This is a genomic window from Planktothrix prolifica NIVA-CYA 540 (assembly GCF_963864145.1).
Taxonomy (GTDB): Bacteria; Cyanobacteriota; Cyanobacteriia; order Cyanobacteriales; family Microcoleaceae; genus Planktothrix; species Planktothrix agardhii.
Map to the genome: position 1 here is coordinate 3,905,785 of NZ_CAWLTW010000001.1, position 17,358 is coordinate 3,923,142.

Below are 17,358 nucleotides of genomic sequence, written 5' to 3' on the forward strand. Positions count from 1 at the left end.
ATTCTAGCTCCCATTTATCAAAAGTAGGGAACAAGAAGGATCAAAATTTTAGGAAAAATTAAGCGAAATTTAGCCTAAAATTTTAATTCTGACAATATTCTTCATAAACACCGTCTAAAAGCAAGTTAAACGCATTAACGGCCGTTTGTACGGAGTCTAATGCGGCTTGTTGTTGTTCGGTGGTTTGACACAGTTGTAACAAGGCTTTACGAGTCATTTGACTATGGATTTCATCAGCTTTTTCATGAACTTTAAAGAAGGATAAAGCCGATTCTTCATTGATACCATAAAATTCTTCTAATCCAGAAATTTTGGTAGTGGAAACTTCAGGAAATTGGGATTCATAAGCGTATAGTGCGGCTAACCCTTTTTCTGCTTCTTCACTACGCGATAATTTTTTCAGAATTTGAACAGATTCTTGGGTTTTATTTAATCGTTGGCGGTCAAGAACAGCACTGCGTTCTACCCCTAAACCTTCTGCAAACCGTAACCATAATTCGGGATGATGGGCCGAGCCCCGTTCTTCTTCAATCAGGTTTTCTAATAACATTTTGCGAATGTTGATGTCATCACAAGCCGCATGGGTGGCACTGACATAGGTGGGGAAGTTATGAACGTGCAAATAATATTCCTGGGCATACTCTTGTAACATGGTTAATGTCAGCTTCCCTTCCGTCCACATTTGATAAAAGGGGTGCTTGAGCAGGTGATTACTTTCAATAATTTCGTTGAGTTTAGCCAGAAATACCGTTTCAGTTAAAGGCTGATCTTGGGTTAACATTCGCTTTCCTATAAATATCGGTTCCCCAGAATCTTATCTTAAAATCAATATTTGTCAAGCATTATCATTTGTAGGGGCGGGTTCATCGAGATGCGCGGTGATTAACAAATATCTAACACCAAGCCGCCCTTACTTACCAGTTATCAGTTTATTACCCATTACCCATTACCCATCACGGATTTAAGAGAATTACGCAGATTAACACAGATTAAAATCCGTGAAATCCGTGAAATCCTCTTAAATCCGTGATCCCTATTGATTATTCTGGATTTAAAAGCGATCGCAAAGCCTCTTTCATTTCCTCAATTGTTGTTGTTGCTGTTCCAAATTGACGCACAACTAAACTAGCGGCTAAATTCCCTAAAACTGCCGCTTCCCACAACGATGAACCCGTACATAAACCCAAGGTTAAAGCCGCCACGACCGTATCCCCAGCCCCGGTAACATCAAAAACATCCGTGCGATTAAAAGGCGGGATTTGAAATTGTTGCTCTCCCTCAAACAAACTCATTCCTTCTTCCCCGCGTGTAATTAACATTGAACTAGCTTGAGTTAATCTTAATAAATCCTGTCCCGCCTGTTGTAAAGTTCGCTGATTTTTAATCGAATATCCCACAGCTTTTTCCGCTTCAGGAAGGTTAGGAGTAAACAAAGTTGCACCCGTAAATCTAGGTAAATCTTTTTGAGTATCAACAATAGTTAAAGGAGCTTTTAATGCCGATTCAATTACCAATTGGGTTAAAACTCCATCCCCATAATCTGAACAAACCACCGCATCTACAGTATCAATATTTTCACTAATATATTCAGCTAATTTTAACTGTAATTTAATATCCGGTAATTCGTCAGATTTGCGATCAACTCTGACAATTTGTTGGGTAACAGATTGACGCGCATGACCCGAAATCCGAGTTTTCGTTACCGTGGGACGGTTGGGATCAATAAAAATTCCCCCAATATCAATTCCCGCCTGTTCAAAAATTCCACAAAGGGCAATTCCTTGATCATCATTTCCCACCAGTCCAGCAACCTTGACCGAGGCGCCTAATTTTGCCAAATTGTAAACCGCATTCGCACCCCCCCCAGGAATTTGATGGGTATGTTCATGACGGAGAATTAATACCGGAGCTTCACGGGATAAACGTTCTACTTGACCTGTCAAAAATTCATCTAAAGTTAAATCCCCTACCACCAAAACCCGCGCCTGGGAAAATAGATTCATTCGTTTTAATAATGAATCCATTGCGGCGTTTAATTGGGTCAAAAATGAAGCATCCAGTATCATATTTCTGATCAGTTGTCGGTCAACTATTAACAGTCAACTATCAACAGTCAACTGTCAATATTTCTACTTTAATTTCCCCTGAATGAATCTTTTCAGTTGCAACACTTGTTTTTTCAAGGCATCCAGTTCCGCCTGCATTGTATCCATTTGAGCCTTAATTGCTGCAATATCCGTCGCGTCTCCAGCAGGAGAAACTTGAGGAGCAGGTGCAGAAGTCGGTGCAGGAGTTCCAGGGGTGGATAGGGGTGGCCGGGGGAGATTGGCTTTTTGGAAGGCCAATTTAATTGCAGAAATCAGTTGATTCTTCTCAAAGGGCTTTTCAATAAATTCAAAATATTGAAAGGGTTCAGAAATTTTTTCGGTGACTTCTTCCTTCCGTCCCGACATCAGGACAAGGGGAATGCGCCGCAAGGTTTCATCCGCTTGAATTCGCTGAAACACATCCCAGCCACTTAACTTAGGCAGGAGGAAATCCAGCATAATTAAATTGGGATGTTCTTTTTGCACGAATTCGAGTCCTTCTTTGCCATCTTTGGCTTCTAATACCTCAAAGTTACCAGGGGGTAACATTTCTCTGACTCGAACTCTAATTACTTTACTATCATCAATAACCAGTATTTTCCGACCTGCCACAACTAACTCCCATAACGATAATGATGCGTTAACTATTATTATATTGGGTTAAAGTGATCCAATGATTAAAAAGACCTGCATCTTTAGAATACATAACTAGATTAATCTGAGAAGAAGCCAAAACAACAACGGAACTTGAATATGTCCGCCCCTTCTGATTTAGCACTAGAACAATCTTATCGTGATCGGGATCAAAATGCCATTGAACCTATCCCGGCCTGGTTACGTCGTCCCATCGGTAAGGCCAGTGAATTATCCTCTGTACAACGGATTATCAAACAGCGCCAAATTCATACGATTTGTGAGGAAGGTCGTTGTCCCAACCGGGGGGAATGTTATGCCCAGAAAACCGCAACTTTTTTATTAATGGGGCCAACTTGTACCCGCTCCTGTGGCTTTTGTCAAGTGGATAAGGGTCATGCACCGATGCCCCTTGATCCCGAAGAACCCCAAAAAGTGGCCGAAGCTGTACAAATTTTAGGGTTAGGCTATGTGGTCTTAACTTCCGTGGCGCGGGATGATTTGGCCGATGGGGGGGCGGGCTGGTTCGTGGCGACAATGGACAGAATTCGAGAGCTTAACCCCGAAACCCAGATTGAAGTCCTGACGGCGGATTTTTGGGGCGGTCAAGGGGGCGGTAATCTCCAAGAACTCCAATATCAACGGATTGCCACCGTAGTTGGAGCGGAACCTGCCTGTTATAACCATAATGTCGAAACAGTCCAAAGACTACAAGCACCCGTGAGACGGGGAGCTAAGTATGGGCGATCGCTAGATGTATTAAGAATTGTGAAACAACTTGATCCCGGCATTCCCACAAAATCCGGCTTAATGTTAGGACATGGAGAAACCGAAGCCGAAATTATTCAAACCCTGGAAGATTTACGGGAAGCCGGATGTGACCGAATTACCCTGGGTCAATATATGCGTCCGTCCCTGAAACATCTTCCCGTGCGAAAATATTGGACACCGGAAGAATTTCAGCATTTGGGAGCGATCGCCACCAAAATCGGGTTTGCTCACGTCCGCTCTGGGCCATTAGTGCGGAGTTCCTATCATGCTGGAGAGTCCGATCCCGATGCAGTTGCTTCTGTGGTTTAATTGAATCATTGTATTTAGGAACTAAATATGGCTACCAAAACTCAAACATCCAGTGGCTCTTATACCTTTCGTGCATTTTGGGCAATTCTTCTGTTAGGAATTAACTTTTTAGTTGCCGCTTACTATTTCGGTATCATTGTGTAATTTAAACATCATCAATTTTTAAAGACTGTGCTGCTCTTGATCAATCTTCTAAGATGAGGAGAACATCTTTAACTCCTCAGATCATGGCAGCACCTATTTTTTTATGAATTATTTAGTTTCTCATGCGGCTCATGCGATATTCAAGTTGAGTGGTAGAACCTTGTGCTAAAGTTAAATTATTCCAACCTAGTACAATTGCTAGAGTAATCAGAATAACCAGAATAATATTTTGGAGCTTAAGACACTTTTTTAACATATTTTAATCTTTTATCCCTTTGCGTTTAGGATTACTGACCAATGACTCAAACAAATGTTGCTATTTTAATTTTTAATGGGGTGCAACTATTAGATTTTATCGGCCCTTTTGAGGTATTTTCGATTACATCAGAAATTAATGAGGATCAACCTTTTAATGTGTTTCTAGTCGCAGAAACCTTAAATTCAGTTCAATGCCATTATGGTTTGAGCTTTAATCCAGATTGTACTCTATTAGATAGTCCTCCTCCCGATATTATTATTATTCCTGGTGGTATAGGGACTAGAGAGGCTCTGAATCAACTGCAAATTCTAGCTTGGATTCAATCTAAAGGATATCATGCCGAGTTAATTTTATCAGTTTGTACGGGTGCTTTACTGTTAGCAAAAGTCGGTTTATTGGATGGTTTAGTAGCGACAACTCATCATCAAGCATTAGATCAATTACAGGCGATGGCACCCCAAACCACTGTTGTTGATAATCAACGATTTGTTGATAATGGAAAAATTATTACGGCTGGGGGAATTTCGGCAGGAATTGATATGTCTCTTTATGTTGTGGCTAAACTTTTAGGGGATAGTAAGGCTTTAAAAACGGCTCAATATATGGAGTATGACTGGAAACCGAAAACCAAAGTTACCCCCATTCCTAAAATATCAAATTCTATCGGGTTTTGACACTCCCACCCATAAAGATCCAGTGATCCATCGGTTGAAACCGTGGCTACACAAACAAAACCCGCCTGCGCGGGTTTTAAACCCTTGATCAAAGGAGGTTAATCGAAGAACAAACCCTCGCCGCAAAGGAGGTTAATAGTCCGCGCAGGCGGACTTCGTTTGTGTAGCCACGATTTCAATCGCTGGATCTTCTTGTTTCTTGTTTCCCTAACTCCTGTAGGATAAAAAAAGAAGATTGTAATCTAGGCTACAGCCTAAACTGAAATGATCAGTACAAAAACTGCAAAATTGATGTTACCATCGGGGACATTATGGCAACGGATAATCACTCAAACCGAATCTGCTCTTAATTGTGGTGCATTGGCATCAATTCCAACGGATTATGATTTTATAGAGGAGGGGAATATTCACTTTTTGGTGAGAATTCTGTCTAACTTAGCTCGAAAGCAGAAAGCCAAGAAAAAACAGCAAAAAAAATTAGCTAAATCCGGTAAGGAGTTTAATCCATTTCTGCCTTATGAACAGGATTTATTTGTAGGTAATTTGTCAGAAACTCATTTATGTTTACTGAATAAATTTAATGTTGTTGATCATCATTTATTGATAGTTACCCGACAATTTGAAGAACAGAAAACCTGGCTAACTCAAGCAGATTTTGCAGCTATGTGGCTGGGTTTAGCGGAAATTGATGGTTTGGTTTTTTATAATGGGGGAAAATTAGCTGGGGCGAGTCAACGTCATAAGCATTTACAATTAGTTCCGTTTCCTTTAGTTCCAGATGGAATCAATCTTCCGATTGAACCTGCGATCGCTTCTGTACAGTTTAATAATTCTATTGGTATCATTCCTGAGTTTCCTTTTGTTCATGCGATCGCGGCTTTCAACCCTGACTGGATTAATCACCCATCAGAAGCAGCTATTTTTACCTTAGAATTGTATTTTGAGCTATTAGCAAAAGTGGGTTTATCTGTCGGGGATAATCCCTTTCAATCTGGGGCTTATAATTTATTAGCTACCCGAAATTGGATGATGATTGTTCCTCGATCTCAAGAAAAATTTGAGGGAATTTCGATTAATTCTTTGGGATTTGGGGGGACGTTATTAGTTAAAAATTCAGAACAACTGCAACAGCTTAAATCCTATCATCCCTTAACAGTTTTAAAACAAGTAGCGTTGTAGGGGCGAGTAAACCTCGCCCAGAATAGGAATTAAATTAAATCAGGAAAAACTTCCCTAACAGCAGGATGAACTAGATGATGATTTTCCACATTTAATCCCCTGGCTAAAATAGGATTTAATTCTAAAGCCTTGAGTCCCTTATCGGCTAACTGAATAACATAAGGTAATGTACTATTATTTAGGGCTTGGGTTGCTGTCCAAGGCACAGCCCCAGGCATATTCGGAACACCATAATGAACGATACCTTCCTCAATATAGGTAGGATTCGTGTGGGAGGTCGGACGTAGAGTTTCAATACATCCCCCTTGATCTACCGCCACATCGACAATCACGGAACCGGGGCGCATTTGGGCGACTAAATTACGAGAAACTAATTTAGGAGCGCGTTTTCCTAAGATTAAAACCGCACCAATTAATAAATCTGCTTCAGGAACACTTTCTTCAATTTGAGATGGATGACTATAGAGTAATTCCACACTCGATCCAAAGACTGTTTCTAAATAAGCTAACCGATCCAAATTGACATCTAAAATTTGAACTTTTGCCCCCATTCCGATTGCAATTCTTGCTGCTTCAGTCCCGACTATTCCCCCGCCTAAAATCACAACTTTTCCGGCTTTTACCCCAGGAATTCCGGCTAAAAGTACCCCTCTCCCGCCCTGTTGTCGTTCCAAATAACGGGAGCCAAACTGAATTGATAAACGTCCGGCGATGATACTCATGGGCGTTAATAAAGGTAATCGGCCATCGGGAAGTTCTACGGTTTCATAAGCAATTCCATGGACACCACTTTGGATTAACTGTTCGGTGAGTTCCCGATTAGCCGCCAGATGCAGATAGGTAAACAACAGTTGATTTTTTTGAATTAACCCATATTCGGCGGGTAAAGGTTCTTTGACTTTAACCACAAGTTCCCGACTCCAGGCCTCGGTCGCAGAATTAACGATTGTAGCCCCGGCTCGTGTATAATCGCGATCGCTAAACCCCGAACCCTCCCCTGCACCTGTTTCTACAAAAACTTGATGACCTCGTTCCGTGCAAACCCTGACACTATCAGGATTCAAGCCCACTCTAAATTCCTGATCCTTGATTTCTTTGGGAATACCGATTTCCATAAATTGTGATTTCTCCTAAGTCTTGATTCAATTTTGACACTGGATGGAAGATCGATAAGACTTTTGGGATACCAAGAACGATATTCCTATAAAACCCTCCCAAGGCCTGATTTTGGGTTTATAAGGGACATAAAATTTGTCTAACCCCTAGACATTTAGAATCTTTTCGGTAGAATCAGAACAAAAAATCTAAGTATCGTAAACGTACAAACCATTTTTGGAGGATAGACCCATTACACTAGCTATACGTTCATCGAATGTTTCAACTGCGTCCCACGCTAACCAGTCCAGTCTTAAAATTTGGGGACGTCAACCCCTGCAAGGTCATGTTCCGATTAGCGGAGCTAAGAATTCTGCTTTAGTCCTAATGGCGGGTGCATTACTCTGTTCCGAAGATTGTCGGCTACGGAATGTTCCCTCTTTAGCTGATGTTAATAGCATGAGTGAGATTCTCATGACTCTGGGTGTCAAGATTGACCGCCAGGGCGACATCATCGACATTAAGGCGGGTGGGTTATCTGAATCACAGGCCCCCTATGAACTGGTGAGTCAACTACGGGCGAGTTTCTTTGCTATTGGGCCAATATTAGCCCGTTTAGGGGTAGCCCGGGTTCCTTTACCTGGGGGATGTGCCATTGGAGCTAGACCTGTAGATCTTCATGTTCGCGGACTTCAAGCCCTGGGTGCGGAAGTACACATCGAGCATGGTGTTGTTCATGCCCATGTCGTTGGGGCGAACCGTCGGCTCAAGGGTGCTCGCATCTACCTGGATTATCCCAGTGTCGGGGCGACGGAAACTTTGATGATGGCGGCCACCCTAGCGGATGGGGAAACCATCATTGAAAATGCGGCTCAAGAACCGGAGGTCATTGATTTAGCGAACTTCTGTCGGGCGATGGGAGCCAGAATTCATGGGGCTGGCAGCAAAACTATTATCATTTCTGGGGTTCCGAGTCTACATTCTGCTGATTATTCGATTATTCCTGACCGAATAGAGGCCGGAACTTTTTTAATAGCTGGGGCGATTACAGGTTCTGAAATCAACCTCTCCCCCATTATTCCAGGGCATTTAACTCCTGTACTGGCTAAACTTAAAGCCATGGGTGTCAAAATCCGCATGGAAGGGCTAAACCATTTAAGTATTCTGGCTGGAGAACAGCTAAAGGCGACGGATATTGAAACCTTACCCTATCCGGGCTTCCCTACGGATATGCAAGCCCCCTTTATGGCACTGTTAACGCTGTGTCAAGGCAATAGTTTGATCAGTGAAACGGTATTTGAAAATCGTTTTGGTCATGTTCCTGAACTTAGTCGCATGGGTGCTGATATTCGGGTTAAAGGGAATACGGTTTTAGTCCGAGGTGTTCCTTTGCTTTCGGGTGCTCCGGTGACAGCGACGGATTTACGCGCTTCTGCTGCATTAGTTCTAGCAGCCTTAGCCGCCGAAGGTGAAACGACGATTCAAGGATTAAAACATTTGGATCGGGGTTATGAACAATTGGAAGCTAAACTCCGACAATTGGGTGCTAAACTCGAGCGTTTTGATCCTACACCTACGGAATAATCAGTTATCAGTAAACAATTATCAGTTATCAGTGTAAGGGTTAATATTTCTGATAACTGGTAATTGATAATTGATAATTAATAATTGATAACTAATAAATGGGAATTGATAATTGATAACTAATAATTAATAACTGATGAAATTTCAACGTTCAACATTAATTTTAATGGGTTTAGCTTTGGGTTTGACCGGGGCTGTTTATGTATTTGAAATTCAGGGGAAAACTCAACAGCAAGAAATTCAAGCTAAACAACAACAAATTTTTTCTTTTCCCAAGGATGAAATTCAATCTTTTACTATTACAACTCCCCAACAAACAGTTACTTTGGAACGGGTGAGTAATGCCGATGAGTTGAAAAAATCTCCTTGGAAAATTACAGCCCCAATACAATTTTTAGCTAATCCGGCTTCGGTAGATTATTTGCTTAGGGAACTATTTAAAAATCAAAGTAATCCCTCGGATGTTAACTCGGGGATTCAGAAGTTAACGGTTTCTACGGATAAACTTAAGGATTATGGGTTAGATGCGGTTACGGATAAAATAGAAATTAAACTTAAAAATAATACTATCCATAAATTAAGTTTAGGAAAAAATGATTTTCGCGGAGATTCTTTATATGCTCAAATTGATTCCCCTCAACTTTCTACAAAAGAAGTAACTATTTTAGTCATTTCTAATGATATTTTATCTACTGTTAATCGTTCTCTGGAGGAGTGGAAATTGCCCCCAGAAATTCCGCAAACACCTCCTACACCTCAACCCACTCCTACACCTTCCGCTAGTCCTAAATAATGCTAATTTAGCTGTTAAGAGTGCGCTGAAGCGCAACAACGAGCGCAACAACGAGCGCAACAACGAGCGCAACAACGAGCGCAACTATGAAACAGTCAAAAGTATTATCCCCATTCCCTGTTCCCTCCCCTCTAGCCCCCCGCCCCAAACCCCCCGTGCACGGGAATAGAGGGATTAGCAATAGATGGAAAAAGTTTAAGAAGTACGGTAAAAGACCCAGGCAATCAGCAGCAAAACATGGTAATAATGGTATCTCTATTTAGTCAAGAAACCGGATTAGTATTAGCGACGGAAAAGTTCGAGAGTAAAACCGGTTCAGAACAAGCTGTAGCCCAAGGGATAATAGAAGAATGTGGTCTAAAAGGAAAGTTAATAACTGCGGATGCGTTACATTGTAATGTCACCACAGTCCGAAAGATTATCGAGAGTGAAAACGATTATTTAATCGCGGTTAAAAAGAATCAAATCAAACTGTATAATCAAATTGAAAAAATTACAAAAACGACGAAAGCTGAAAGTATAGATACTCAAAAAGAGAGGGGTCATGGACGAGAAATAACTCGTCGGGTATCAGTGTTTAAAAATTCGATAAAAATTGAAAGCCCTTGGGAACATATTCAAAGTATAATTCAGGTAGAAAGGTGGGGATACAGAGGAAAAAAGCCTTATAGAGAAACGGTTTATTATATAAGTAGTATCTGGGAAAAGGCGGATTTTTTTTCCAAAAAAATTAAAGGGCATTGGGGGATTGAGAATCAAGTTCATTGGGTAAAAGATGTGTTATTTAAAGAGGATAGTATGAAAATTCATCAAGTACAAGCCGCGACTAATTGGGCACTGCTCAACACCCTAGGATTGAATATTTTCAGAGGTTTAGGATTTTTGTCAATAACAGAGGGAAGAAGGTGGTTAGGAAATCATTGGGAGAAATTAGTGGCTATCTCTTAATCCGAAAGTTAAAAATGAAAAAATAGAGCAATTAATTTAGGAAAAATAGATAAAAATCGGGAATGTAAGTCTTACTCCATAGGGAATAAGAATATTTATGCTGCTTAGATAATACCTCCTATAATTAATATTAATATAGCAATTATATGAAATATTAATTATTCGGAAAATAGCTATCATGTTTGAGAATTATGACCCAAAAGTAGGCTATAATTTTCAAACATGAAACAGCCCTCAGGGCTGTTTCAAAGTCAGGTGAAAAAGAGTAAAGAAAGAGCGATCGCCACCTGATAAAATGGAGAGCGATCACCATTTTTTTCTAAAATAAAGATGCTAACAAGTTTAATAGAAAATTTAAAAGAAGTCAAGGATTTCCGAAAAAATCAGGGAAAAAGGTATAGTTTATGGGAAGTGCTATTAGTAGTAGTTTTAGGGGTGATGTCAGGGCATCAAGGATATCGAGAGATGGAATATTTTGTCAAAGCCAACGAAGTTATCCTGAAAAGAACATTCAATATCTATAGCCAAGGAATGCCATCTTATTCAACAATAAGGAGGGTGATGAGAGGAGTAGACGAGAAGGATTTAAGCAAAATAGTAAAAGAATGGTCAAGAGAGAATTCTCCTAAATTAACCCTAGCCCTGCGTGCACGGGGGGTTTGGGGGGGCTATTCCCTGTTCCCTGTTCCCTGTTCCCTTCTATATGACTGAACTCAGACAGAATCTAATCACCAGAGATTGGGTAATTATTGCCACCGAAAGGGCAAAACGACCCGATGAATTTACTAAAACTGAAACCCAACTTATTCCCACTCCTGAATATCGTTCTAATTGTCCCTTTTGTCCAGGGAATGAATTGTTAACTGGAGGTCGAGAAATATTGCGGTTATCGGATGATTTAAACTGGAAAGTTCGCGTTGTTTCTAATAAGTATCCTGCTTTATCTCCTGAAGGTGAAAGAGTCCGAGAAACCGATGGTATTTTTCACTCTTTATCAGGGTTTGGGTTTCATGAAGTAGTCATTGAACATCCTCGCCATGATTTAACAATGGCGTTAATGGAAATTAAAGATATAGCAAATGTGATTCAAGTTTATCGCCAACGTTATATTCATATTCGCCAAGATGCTCGGGTAGAAACTATTATTATCTTTAAAAATCATGGTCAAGGAGCGGGAACTTCTTTAGAACATCCTCATTCCCAAATTGCTGCAATTCCCATTGTTCCCTATCAATGGCGTGACCGTGTTAGGGAAGCAATTCGTCATTATGATGATACCGGAGAATGTATTTTTTGTCGCACATTAAAGGAAGAATTAGAAGCCCAAGAACGAATTGTTTTTACCAGTGAACATTTCGTTGCTTTTATTCCCTATGCCGCCCTTTCTCCCTTCCATACTTGGATTTTTCCCCGTCGTCATAGTTCCTCATTTGATGAAATTACAGATGTGGAAATCTTGGATTTAGCTAAAACCTTAAAAAATGTTCTAGCTAAATTTTACTATGGGTTAAATAATCCCGATTATAATTATACTATTCGTTCGATTCCCACCGCCGAACAACGCACTGATTATTCCCATTGGTATATTGCCTTAATTCCTCGGGTTTCTTTATCCGCCGGATTTGAATTAGGTAGTGGAATGTATATTAATACCGCTTTACCCGAAGAAAGTGCTGCATTCTTGCGTTCTGTTAAAATTCCTCCTGATAATTGCTATTGATACTAATATTATTGTTAGATTTATTACTAGAGATAATGAATTACAGTATCAACAAAGTTTAGAATTGTTCAAAAATAAAAATATTTTTATTCCTGATACTGTTTTTGATGAAGTAATTAAACGGAAATAGATGAGTATGAGTTATTTATTAGATACTAATATTGTTTCCTGATAAAAATGACATTTATTGACTTTATTATTGTTTTCATAATCATCCTAATTTTAGTCTTATTTGGAATTAGAAAACGGGGAATTTTATCTAGTTTTACTGGTGGTAAACTTGATGAATATCTTAACCGATGGGAGGTTTATGCACCACAATCTTACCAGAAAATACGAGCAACCAATGATATTCAGATAATTGCTGAAAAGACGGGGTTTTCTCAGGTTAAAATTGCAAAAATTAAGGAACATATATTTTTTAAAGAACATCAATTAGATGATGGTATCAGGTTGTTTGATCCTGATCCTGATATTGCTGATGCTTGGTTTAGGTTACAAGAAGGAGATTATAATGATCAGGATCTAAGGTTATTGAAGCATGAATATTTTGAAGCTCGTTTTGAGGGAATATTTCAAACTGATTATCGGACTTCCCATAATGCTACAATTAAGTCAGGGAGAACATGGACTCCTTAATGAGTATCAATTTAAACTTTATTTAGAGGAATGTTTTATGGCTTTTTATGTAATGTTAATTAAGGTCAACGAAGATGAGCAAGGTGTTACTTATAATTTTGGAAGTGACTCTGAACATTTAGGAAAGATTCATCTTGATAAACATCAGGGAACAATTCAAGAAATTGAACCTATTAATAGTGAAAATTATCAACATCTTTTAGTTAGAGCAGAGGTTAAGTTACGTCAACATTGGAAAGCGGGTAACTTTCCTGACCACACTTGTTGGGCTTCTTGATTTTTAAATTGTTGTCTAATAATTTCGGGAATTTCAATAAATCCTGATTGATTTAAGGTGACTAAGTTCATAATATTTTCCTAACCTAAAGTTACCTGTGTATATTATAGCAGCGATCGCACTCCTAACTCCCTTACACCCCATATCCCAAATTCTCCTAAACCCCTTACACCAACAAAAGTATATCTTTGAACATCATTGGACAAGATTTCTGTAATATGCTAAGATTAGAATGGTTATCTAATTGTATTTGAATGGAGGCAATCAATATGTTATCAACTGATGTTAGACAAGAATCCATGATCAAAAGAATTGAGCAAGTTGTTTCGATTTTAATGGAAGAACGTCCTTTGTTTAAAGAAGAACTGAATCAGTCAAAAATGATTGAAGAGTTATTTAAACTCTTTCAAGAAAACTTACCTTTTGAAAAATTTAACACGATGTCAGATCAGGAATTAAAGAAACATTGTAGTCTGATTATGGTGACAGAAGCAGTGGCGGGAACTTTGAATGAATTAACACCTGAACAAATGGCTATTTTTGATGAAGTAATTAAACGGAAATAGATGAGTATGAGTTATTTATTAGATACTAATATTGTTTCCTTATCCCTGAAAAATAATCTTAAAGTTAAGGAAAAGCTCAAACAATTAGAATCTCAAAAAGAATTACTCTGTATCAGTTGCATTACTTATTTTGAAATTAAAAGAGGATTATTTGCAGTAAAAGCAACTAAACAACTAGAGAGATTTAATGAATTTTGCCAAGATTATAAAATTATTTTATTAGATGATTTAGCAATTTTAGAGAAAGCAGCCGAAATTCATGCCAATTTAAGGTTAAGAGGATTACCGATCCAAACAGAAGATATTTTAATTGCTGCTACTGCTATGGTTAAAGGTTTAATTCTGGTTTCTAATGATAGTGATTTATTGAGAGTTGAGGGTTTAAGTTTAGAGAATTGGGTAGAGTGATAAGTTAAAGTTTTGTTAGAGGTGTTATATAGCGATCGCACCCTCAACAACCCTACAATAAAAAGCGATCGCACTCCTAATTCCCTTACATCTCAAGAAGCGATCGCACCCTCAACAACCCTAAAGCGATCGCATAATGATCGGTTTGATACACACAGTAATTTATGTTAAACTTAAGATAGGAAAAAGTATGTAAATATTATTTCAATGGAAACTACTAAATTGTCAAGTCAAGGTCAAGTTACTATTCCTCAAATCTTAAGAGATCAGTATCATTGGGAAGCGGGTCAAGAATTAATCATAATTAATCTAGGTGATGGAATTTTATTAAAGCCTAAAAAAACTTTCCCAGAAACAACATTAGATGAAGTTGCTGGGTGTTTGAAGTATCAAGGAAAAGCCAAAACAATTGAAGAAATGGATCGAGCAATTGCTCAGGGAATAGAAGAATTATGGAATCAATGATTGCTATTGATACTAATATTATTGTTAGATTTATTACTAGAGATGATGAATTACAGTATCAACAAAGTTTAGAATTGTTCAAAAATAAAAATATTTTTATTCCTGATACTGTCATCTTGGAAACTGAATGGGTTTTGCGGTTTGCTTACAAGTTTAAACCTTTAGAAATTTGCCAATCTTTTAGAAAGGTTTTGGGTTTACCGAATGTTTATTTAACAAATGAAAAGTTAATTCTACAAATTATTAAATGGCATGAAAATGGTATAGATTTTGCCGATGCTTTTCATTTAGCTTCAAGTAATCATTGTTTAGAATTTTATACTTTTGATGAAAAATTTATTAAAAAGTCTCAAAGTTTATCTATTTCAACAGTAAAACATCCTGACTTGTAAATTAGTGTACTTCAAGCGATCGCACTCCTAACTGCCTTAGACTAAAAAGCGATCGCACCATTAACAACCCTACAATAAAAAGCGATCGCATTAATAATTTTACTCCAGATCAAGGGGATTAAAAGTAATTAAAGATTGTGCGCTATGACGAAGATAAAGAATATAAACTATATCCTCTCGAATGGTGAAAATAATCCGGTATTTATTCCTTGATTTCCCATAAATAATTTGTCTGATTTCTTCAGGAAAATCATCGTTTTCTCTAGCTAAAGCAAAACGTTTTGGCTTATCTTGTAAAGTAGCAATAGTATTCATTAAATCTCTAAACCATTGATCAGCATAATTAGGGTTAAGATTTTTTAACCAAAGATAAGCAGATTCTATTTCTAGTTTAGCATTCCGGGTTAATTTAACTTGAAATTCCATGTTTTTGCTGCATTTCTTCGATGAATTGATTTAGAGGTTGTGTGTCACCTGTTGCTATATCTTCTAATCCTTTTTTAATCCCAATAATAGTTTCTAATTTCTCTATAAAATCCAGTAATTTTTGATAAGATCCAGCATCTTGTACTACTAATTCGGCTTTCCCATTAACAGTTAAAACGATAGGATTACCTGTTTCTTTCATCTGGGTAATCATTTCATTTGTATTCCGTTTAAAAGTTGAGAGGGATTGAATATCTCGATTTAGATTAATCATGGTTGGGGATTTGGCACTAAATTTGCATTTAATTTAATGTTAGCACAAAATAGCAAAAGCGATCGCACTCCTAATTCCCTTACATCTCAAGAAGCGATCGCATTCCTAACTCCCACATACCCCAAACAAGATTAAATTTGATCAGGATGAGATTGATCAAATATCTAAGTCTAACTCCATCTGATTAACTTTCACTTCTTTTTGTTTTTCAGCACTTTTAACAACTTCTAAACTTAAACGAATATTTAATCTTTTTTGATTTTCAATAATATCTTGGACAGTGACAAGTTGAATCTTATCACAACTCTGACTCATGTATTTACTCTGATAAAAACCAGCAGTTTTTGCCGTTTTGATCATATCTTTAGTGGGATTTTCTAAAGTTATAAATATGGCCATACTAGCATTTTCTATGGTCATTGTTCCTATTAAATCTCGGATATCTCCTGATTTTACTTTTCCTGATTTTACTTGAAAAATTATCTTTTCTGGGTCATTTTGATCACCTTGAAAGTTAGCAATTCCGTCTACACCTTGATCTGAACCTTTTTTAGTGTTAATGATTCCTTTGTTATCAGTATAAGTTAAGATTGCCCATTTTTCAAATTCTTTTCGAGTGCGATCATCTGCTTTATTTGCTAATGCTGTTGCACTTTCTATATCTTTAGGAATACCATGCAGTTTAATAATTTGTAAAACCTCTTTTCCAAAGCTATCTTCTAATCTTTTTAAGATTAAACTAATACTTTGATAAGTAATATCAATTCCTATCCATTTTCGCTCTAATCTTTGGCAAACTGCAACAGTAGTACCACAACCACAATAAGCATCTAATATTGTATCATTTTCGTTAGAACTGGCTTTAATTATTTTTTCCAATAATGATTCTGGTTTTTGTGTTGGATATCCTAATCTTTCTCTAGCTGATGGTGCTATTGGTTGTATTTCCCACCAATCATCAGGTTGCTTACCTAATGGATTTAAAGACTGTTGACCGAAATCTTTTTTACCTCTTTTATTCCCAATACGGTGACGAAATCTCTCTTTAGTAGTTTCAGCATATTCTTCTCTTACACTATCTAAATTAAATGTAAATTCCTTACCTTTAGAATAACGAAATATTAAATCATGACGACGACCAAAATCTTTTTTAGGATAACCAGCACCACGATAACACCAAACAATTTCATTTCTAAATTCTCCACCTTGAGAACAAAAAACAGCATCTAATATTAACTTTAAGTAATGACTTGCATTGGGATCACAATGTAAATAAAAACTACCTGTAGGTTTTAAAACTCGATGAATTTCTATTATTCTTAAAGTCATACTCACTAAATAAGCAAGTAAACTTCCTGTTCCTAAAACATTCTTTAAACCTATAATTAAAGCAATACATTGATGGGTAAATTTACCATTATAATTAGTAGTAATTTCTTCTATTCCATGAATAGCGTGATCATCCCATTCCCAAGTATCAATAAATGCTTGTGCTTGTGCTTTATCCTCTGAACCAATATTATTATAGATTTGATTATAATTGCGTTTAGAATTAAAAGGAGGATCGATATAACATAAGTCAACTGATTCACTTTTAATGTAACGTCTTAAAACTTCTAAATTATCGCCATAATAAAGTTGATTAACCATTATTTTTAGCAAATTACTTTGCTTGAGTCAAACTTGATTAATCATTTTTATACTAAATTGATTTT

At 37.7% G+C, this 17,358-nt stretch carries 21 protein-coding genes and 2 pseudogenes; 16 read left to right on the top strand and 7 right to left on the bottom strand.

Going from position 1 to position 17,358, the window contains the following annotated elements:
- Positions 1 to 82: 82 nt before the first annotated feature.
- The 3 genes from AC559H_RS17105 to AC559H_RS17115 all read right to left on the bottom strand — a co-directional run bounded on the left by AC559H_RS17105 (position 83) and on the right by AC559H_RS17115 (position 2,699).
- Positions 83 to 781: a CADD family putative folate metabolism protein gene (locus AC559H_RS17105; RefSeq protein ID WP_026795495.1), complete on the bottom strand. Its 699-nt coding sequence runs from the start codon at positions 779 to 781 to the stop codon at positions 83 to 85.
- A 259-nt stretch (positions 782 to 1,040) separates the two neighbouring features.
- Entirely contained in the window at positions 1,041 to 2,066 is a 1,026-nt protein-coding gene (locus AC559H_RS17110) for a bifunctional heptose 7-phosphate kinase/heptose 1-phosphate adenyltransferase (RefSeq protein ID WP_026795494.1), read from the bottom strand.
- 63 nt (positions 2,067 to 2,129) lie between these two features.
- Positions 2,130 to 2,699: a response regulator gene (locus tag AC559H_RS17115; protein ID WP_026787687.1), complete on the bottom strand. Its 570-nt coding sequence runs from the start codon at positions 2,697 to 2,699 to the stop codon at positions 2,130 to 2,132.
- Between the two features lie 141 nt (positions 2,700 to 2,840).
- Here AC559H_RS17115 and lipA point away from each other — a divergent pair, with 141 nt between their 5' ends.
- The 4 genes from lipA to AC559H_RS17135 all read left to right on the top strand — a co-directional run bounded on the left by lipA (position 2,841) and on the right by AC559H_RS17135 (position 6,056).
- Positions 2,841 to 3,800: a lipoyl synthase gene (lipA, locus tag AC559H_RS17120; RefSeq protein WP_026795493.1), complete on the top strand. Its 960-nt coding sequence runs from the start codon at positions 2,841 to 2,843 to the stop codon at positions 3,798 to 3,800.
- A gap of 27 nt (positions 3,801 to 3,827) precedes the next feature.
- A complete protein-coding gene (gene psaX / locus AC559H_RS17125; protein WP_071782595.1) occupies positions 3,828 to 3,944 on the top strand; it encodes a photosystem I protein PsaX in 117 nt (38 codons plus the stop codon).
- Positions 3,945 to 4,241: 297 nt separating this feature from the next.
- Positions 4,242 to 4,877 (top strand): DJ-1/PfpI family protein, encoded by a 636-nt coding sequence (locus AC559H_RS17130; protein ID WP_042154279.1) that lies wholly within the window; start codon positions 4,242 to 4,244, stop codon positions 4,875 to 4,877.
- Positions 4,878 to 5,168: 291 nt separating this feature from the next.
- Positions 5,169 to 6,056 carry an ATP adenylyltransferase family protein gene (locus tag AC559H_RS17135; protein WP_202806344.1) on the top strand — a complete coding sequence of 296 codons (888 nt, stop codon included), beginning with the start codon at positions 5,169 to 5,171 and terminating at the stop codon, positions 6,054 to 6,056.
- Positions 6,057 to 6,085: 29 nt separating this feature from the next.
- On the opposite strand, the gene ald is transcribed toward AC559H_RS17135, so the two are convergent.
- A complete protein-coding gene (gene ald, locus AC559H_RS17140; protein WP_026795491.1) occupies positions 6,086 to 7,171 on the bottom strand; it encodes an alanine dehydrogenase in 1,086 nt (361 codons plus the stop codon).
- A gap of 217 nt (positions 7,172 to 7,388) precedes the next feature.
- On the opposite strand from ald, the gene murA reads away from it, so the two are divergent.
- The 12 genes and pseudogenes from murA to AC559H_RS17200 all read left to right on the top strand — a co-directional run bounded on the left by murA (position 7,389) and on the right by AC559H_RS17200 (position 14,943).
- Positions 7,389 to 8,735 carry a UDP-N-acetylglucosamine 1-carboxyvinyltransferase gene (gene murA / locus AC559H_RS17145; RefSeq protein ID WP_026795490.1) on the top strand — a complete coding sequence of 449 codons (1,347 nt, stop codon included), beginning with the start codon at positions 7,389 to 7,391 and terminating at the stop codon, positions 8,733 to 8,735.
- Between the two features lie 136 nt (positions 8,736 to 8,871).
- The gene (locus tag AC559H_RS17150; protein ID WP_026795489.1) at positions 8,872 to 9,528 is read left to right on the top strand and encodes a DUF4340 domain-containing protein; all 657 of its coding nucleotides are present in this window, start codon (positions 8,872 to 8,874) and stop codon (positions 9,526 to 9,528) included.
- A gap of 147 nt (positions 9,529 to 9,675) precedes the next feature.
- Positions 9,676 to 10,476, top strand: a pseudogene (locus AC559H_RS17155) (ISAs1-like element ISPlr1 family transposase); the annotation flags it as partial.
- Positions 10,477 to 10,806: 330 nt separating this feature from the next.
- Positions 10,807 to 11,109, top strand: a pseudogene (locus AC559H_RS17160) (transposase family protein); the annotation flags it as partial.
- 70 nt (positions 11,110 to 11,179) lie between these two features.
- A complete protein-coding gene (gene galT / locus AC559H_RS17165; RefSeq protein WP_026795488.1) occupies positions 11,180 to 12,196 on the top strand; it encodes a galactose-1-phosphate uridylyltransferase in 1,017 nt (338 codons plus the stop codon).
- Positions 12,197 to 12,373: 177 nt separating this feature from the next.
- Positions 12,374 to 12,835 (top strand): hypothetical protein, encoded by a 462-nt coding sequence (locus tag AC559H_RS17170; protein ID WP_199918582.1) that lies wholly within the window; start codon positions 12,374 to 12,376, stop codon positions 12,833 to 12,835.
- A gap of 37 nt (positions 12,836 to 12,872) precedes the next feature.
- Complete coding sequence (locus AC559H_RS17175; RefSeq protein WP_026787697.1) at positions 12,873 to 13,112, top strand: hypothetical protein; 240 nt, start codon at positions 12,873 to 12,875, stop codon at positions 13,110 to 13,112.
- 269 nt (positions 13,113 to 13,381) lie between these two features.
- Positions 13,382 to 13,678, top strand: a complete 297-nt coding sequence (locus tag AC559H_RS17180; protein ID WP_026787698.1) for a hypothetical protein — start codon at positions 13,382 to 13,384, stop codon at positions 13,676 to 13,678.
- Between the two features lie 6 nt (positions 13,679 to 13,684).
- Positions 13,685 to 14,086, top strand: coding sequence for a type II toxin-antitoxin system VapC family toxin (locus AC559H_RS17185; protein WP_026795487.1), 402 nt, complete (start codon positions 13,685 to 13,687; stop codon positions 14,084 to 14,086).
- Between the two features lie 12 nt (positions 14,087 to 14,098).
- Complete coding sequence (locus AC559H_RS17190) at positions 14,099 to 14,257, top strand: hypothetical protein (RefSeq protein ID WP_158442081.1); 159 nt, start codon at positions 14,099 to 14,101, stop codon at positions 14,255 to 14,257.
- Between the two features lie 36 nt (positions 14,258 to 14,293).
- A complete protein-coding gene (locus AC559H_RS17195; RefSeq protein ID WP_026795486.1) occupies positions 14,294 to 14,551 on the top strand; it encodes an AbrB/MazE/SpoVT family DNA-binding domain-containing protein in 258 nt (85 codons plus the stop codon).
- The gene (locus AC559H_RS17200) at positions 14,539 to 14,943 is read left to right on the top strand and encodes a type II toxin-antitoxin system VapC family toxin (RefSeq protein ID WP_081693744.1); all 405 of its coding nucleotides are present in this window, start codon (positions 14,539 to 14,541) and stop codon (positions 14,941 to 14,943) included. Before AC559H_RS17195 ends, AC559H_RS17200 begins: the two co-directional genes overlap by 13 nt.
- A gap of 99 nt (positions 14,944 to 15,042) precedes the next feature.
- On the opposite strand, the gene AC559H_RS17205 is transcribed toward AC559H_RS17200, so the two are convergent.
- From AC559H_RS17205 to AC559H_RS17215, 3 genes are all read right to left on the bottom strand, one after another.
- The gene (locus tag AC559H_RS17205) at positions 15,043 to 15,369 is read right to left on the bottom strand and encodes a type II toxin-antitoxin system RelE/ParE family toxin (RefSeq protein WP_026787700.1); all 327 of its coding nucleotides are present in this window, start codon (positions 15,367 to 15,369) and stop codon (positions 15,043 to 15,045) included.
- A complete protein-coding gene (locus AC559H_RS17210) occupies positions 15,353 to 15,643 on the bottom strand; it encodes a type II toxin-antitoxin system Phd/YefM family antitoxin (protein WP_026787701.1) in 291 nt (96 codons plus the stop codon). Before AC559H_RS17210 ends, AC559H_RS17205 begins: the two co-directional genes overlap by 17 nt.
- 156 nt (positions 15,644 to 15,799) lie before the next feature.
- Complete coding sequence (locus AC559H_RS17215) at positions 15,800 to 17,293, bottom strand: DNA methyltransferase (RefSeq protein ID WP_026795484.1); 1,494 nt, start codon at positions 17,291 to 17,293, stop codon at positions 15,800 to 15,802.
- Positions 17,294 to 17,358: the final 65 nt, after the last annotated feature.

Excerpts from the sequence above, each read along its gene's own strand:
- AC559H_RS17110 (WP_026795494.1), bottom strand. The coding sequence starts at position 2,066 with ATGATACTGGATGCTTCATTTTTGACCCAATTAAACGCCGCAATGGAT.
- AC559H_RS17185 (WP_026795487.1), top strand. The coding sequence starts at position 13,685 with ATGAGTTATTTATTAGATACTAATATTGTTTCCTTATCCCTGAAAAAT.
- galT (WP_026795488.1), top strand. The coding sequence starts at position 11,180 with ATGACTGAACTCAGACAGAATCTAATCACCAGAGATTGGGTAATTATT.
- AC559H_RS17200 (WP_081693744.1), top strand. The coding sequence starts at position 14,539 with ATGGAATCAATGATTGCTATTGATACTAATATTATTGTTAGATTTATT.
- AC559H_RS17150 (WP_026795489.1), top strand. The coding sequence starts at position 8,872 with ATGAAATTTCAACGTTCAACATTAATTTTAATGGGTTTAGCTTTGGGT.
- psaX (WP_071782595.1), top strand. The coding sequence starts at position 3,828 with ATGGCTACCAAAACTCAAACATCCAGTGGCTCTTATACCTTTCGTGCA.
- AC559H_RS17195 (WP_026795486.1), top strand. The coding sequence starts at position 14,294 with ATGGAAACTACTAAATTGTCAAGTCAAGGTCAAGTTACTATTCCTCAA.
- ald (WP_026795491.1), bottom strand. The coding sequence starts at position 7,171 with ATGGAAATCGGTATTCCCAAAGAAATCAAGGATCAGGAATTTAGAGTG.
- AC559H_RS17210 (WP_026787701.1), bottom strand. The coding sequence starts at position 15,643 with ATGATTAATCTAAATCGAGATATTCAATCCCTCTCAACTTTTAAACGG.
- AC559H_RS17130 (WP_042154279.1), top strand. The coding sequence starts at position 4,242 with ATGACTCAAACAAATGTTGCTATTTTAATTTTTAATGGGGTGCAACTA.
- AC559H_RS17180 (WP_026787698.1), top strand. The coding sequence starts at position 13,382 with ATGTTATCAACTGATGTTAGACAAGAATCCATGATCAAAAGAATTGAG.
- AC559H_RS17105 (WP_026795495.1), bottom strand. The coding sequence starts at position 781 with ATGTTAACCCAAGATCAGCCTTTAACTGAAACGGTATTTCTGGCTAAA.
- AC559H_RS17170 (WP_199918582.1), top strand. The coding sequence starts at position 12,374 with ATGACATTTATTGACTTTATTATTGTTTTCATAATCATCCTAATTTTA.
- AC559H_RS17175 (WP_026787697.1), top strand. The coding sequence starts at position 12,873 with ATGGCTTTTTATGTAATGTTAATTAAGGTCAACGAAGATGAGCAAGGT.
- AC559H_RS17135 (WP_202806344.1), top strand. The coding sequence starts at position 5,169 with ATGTTACCATCGGGGACATTATGGCAACGGATAATCACTCAAACCGAA.
- AC559H_RS17205 (WP_026787700.1), bottom strand. The coding sequence starts at position 15,369 with ATGGAATTTCAAGTTAAATTAACCCGGAATGCTAAACTAGAAATAGAA.
- lipA (WP_026795493.1), top strand. The coding sequence starts at position 2,841 with ATGTCCGCCCCTTCTGATTTAGCACTAGAACAATCTTATCGTGATCGG.
- AC559H_RS17215 (WP_026795484.1), bottom strand. The coding sequence starts at position 17,293 with ATGGTTAATCAACTTTATTATGGCGATAATTTAGAAGTTTTAAGACGT.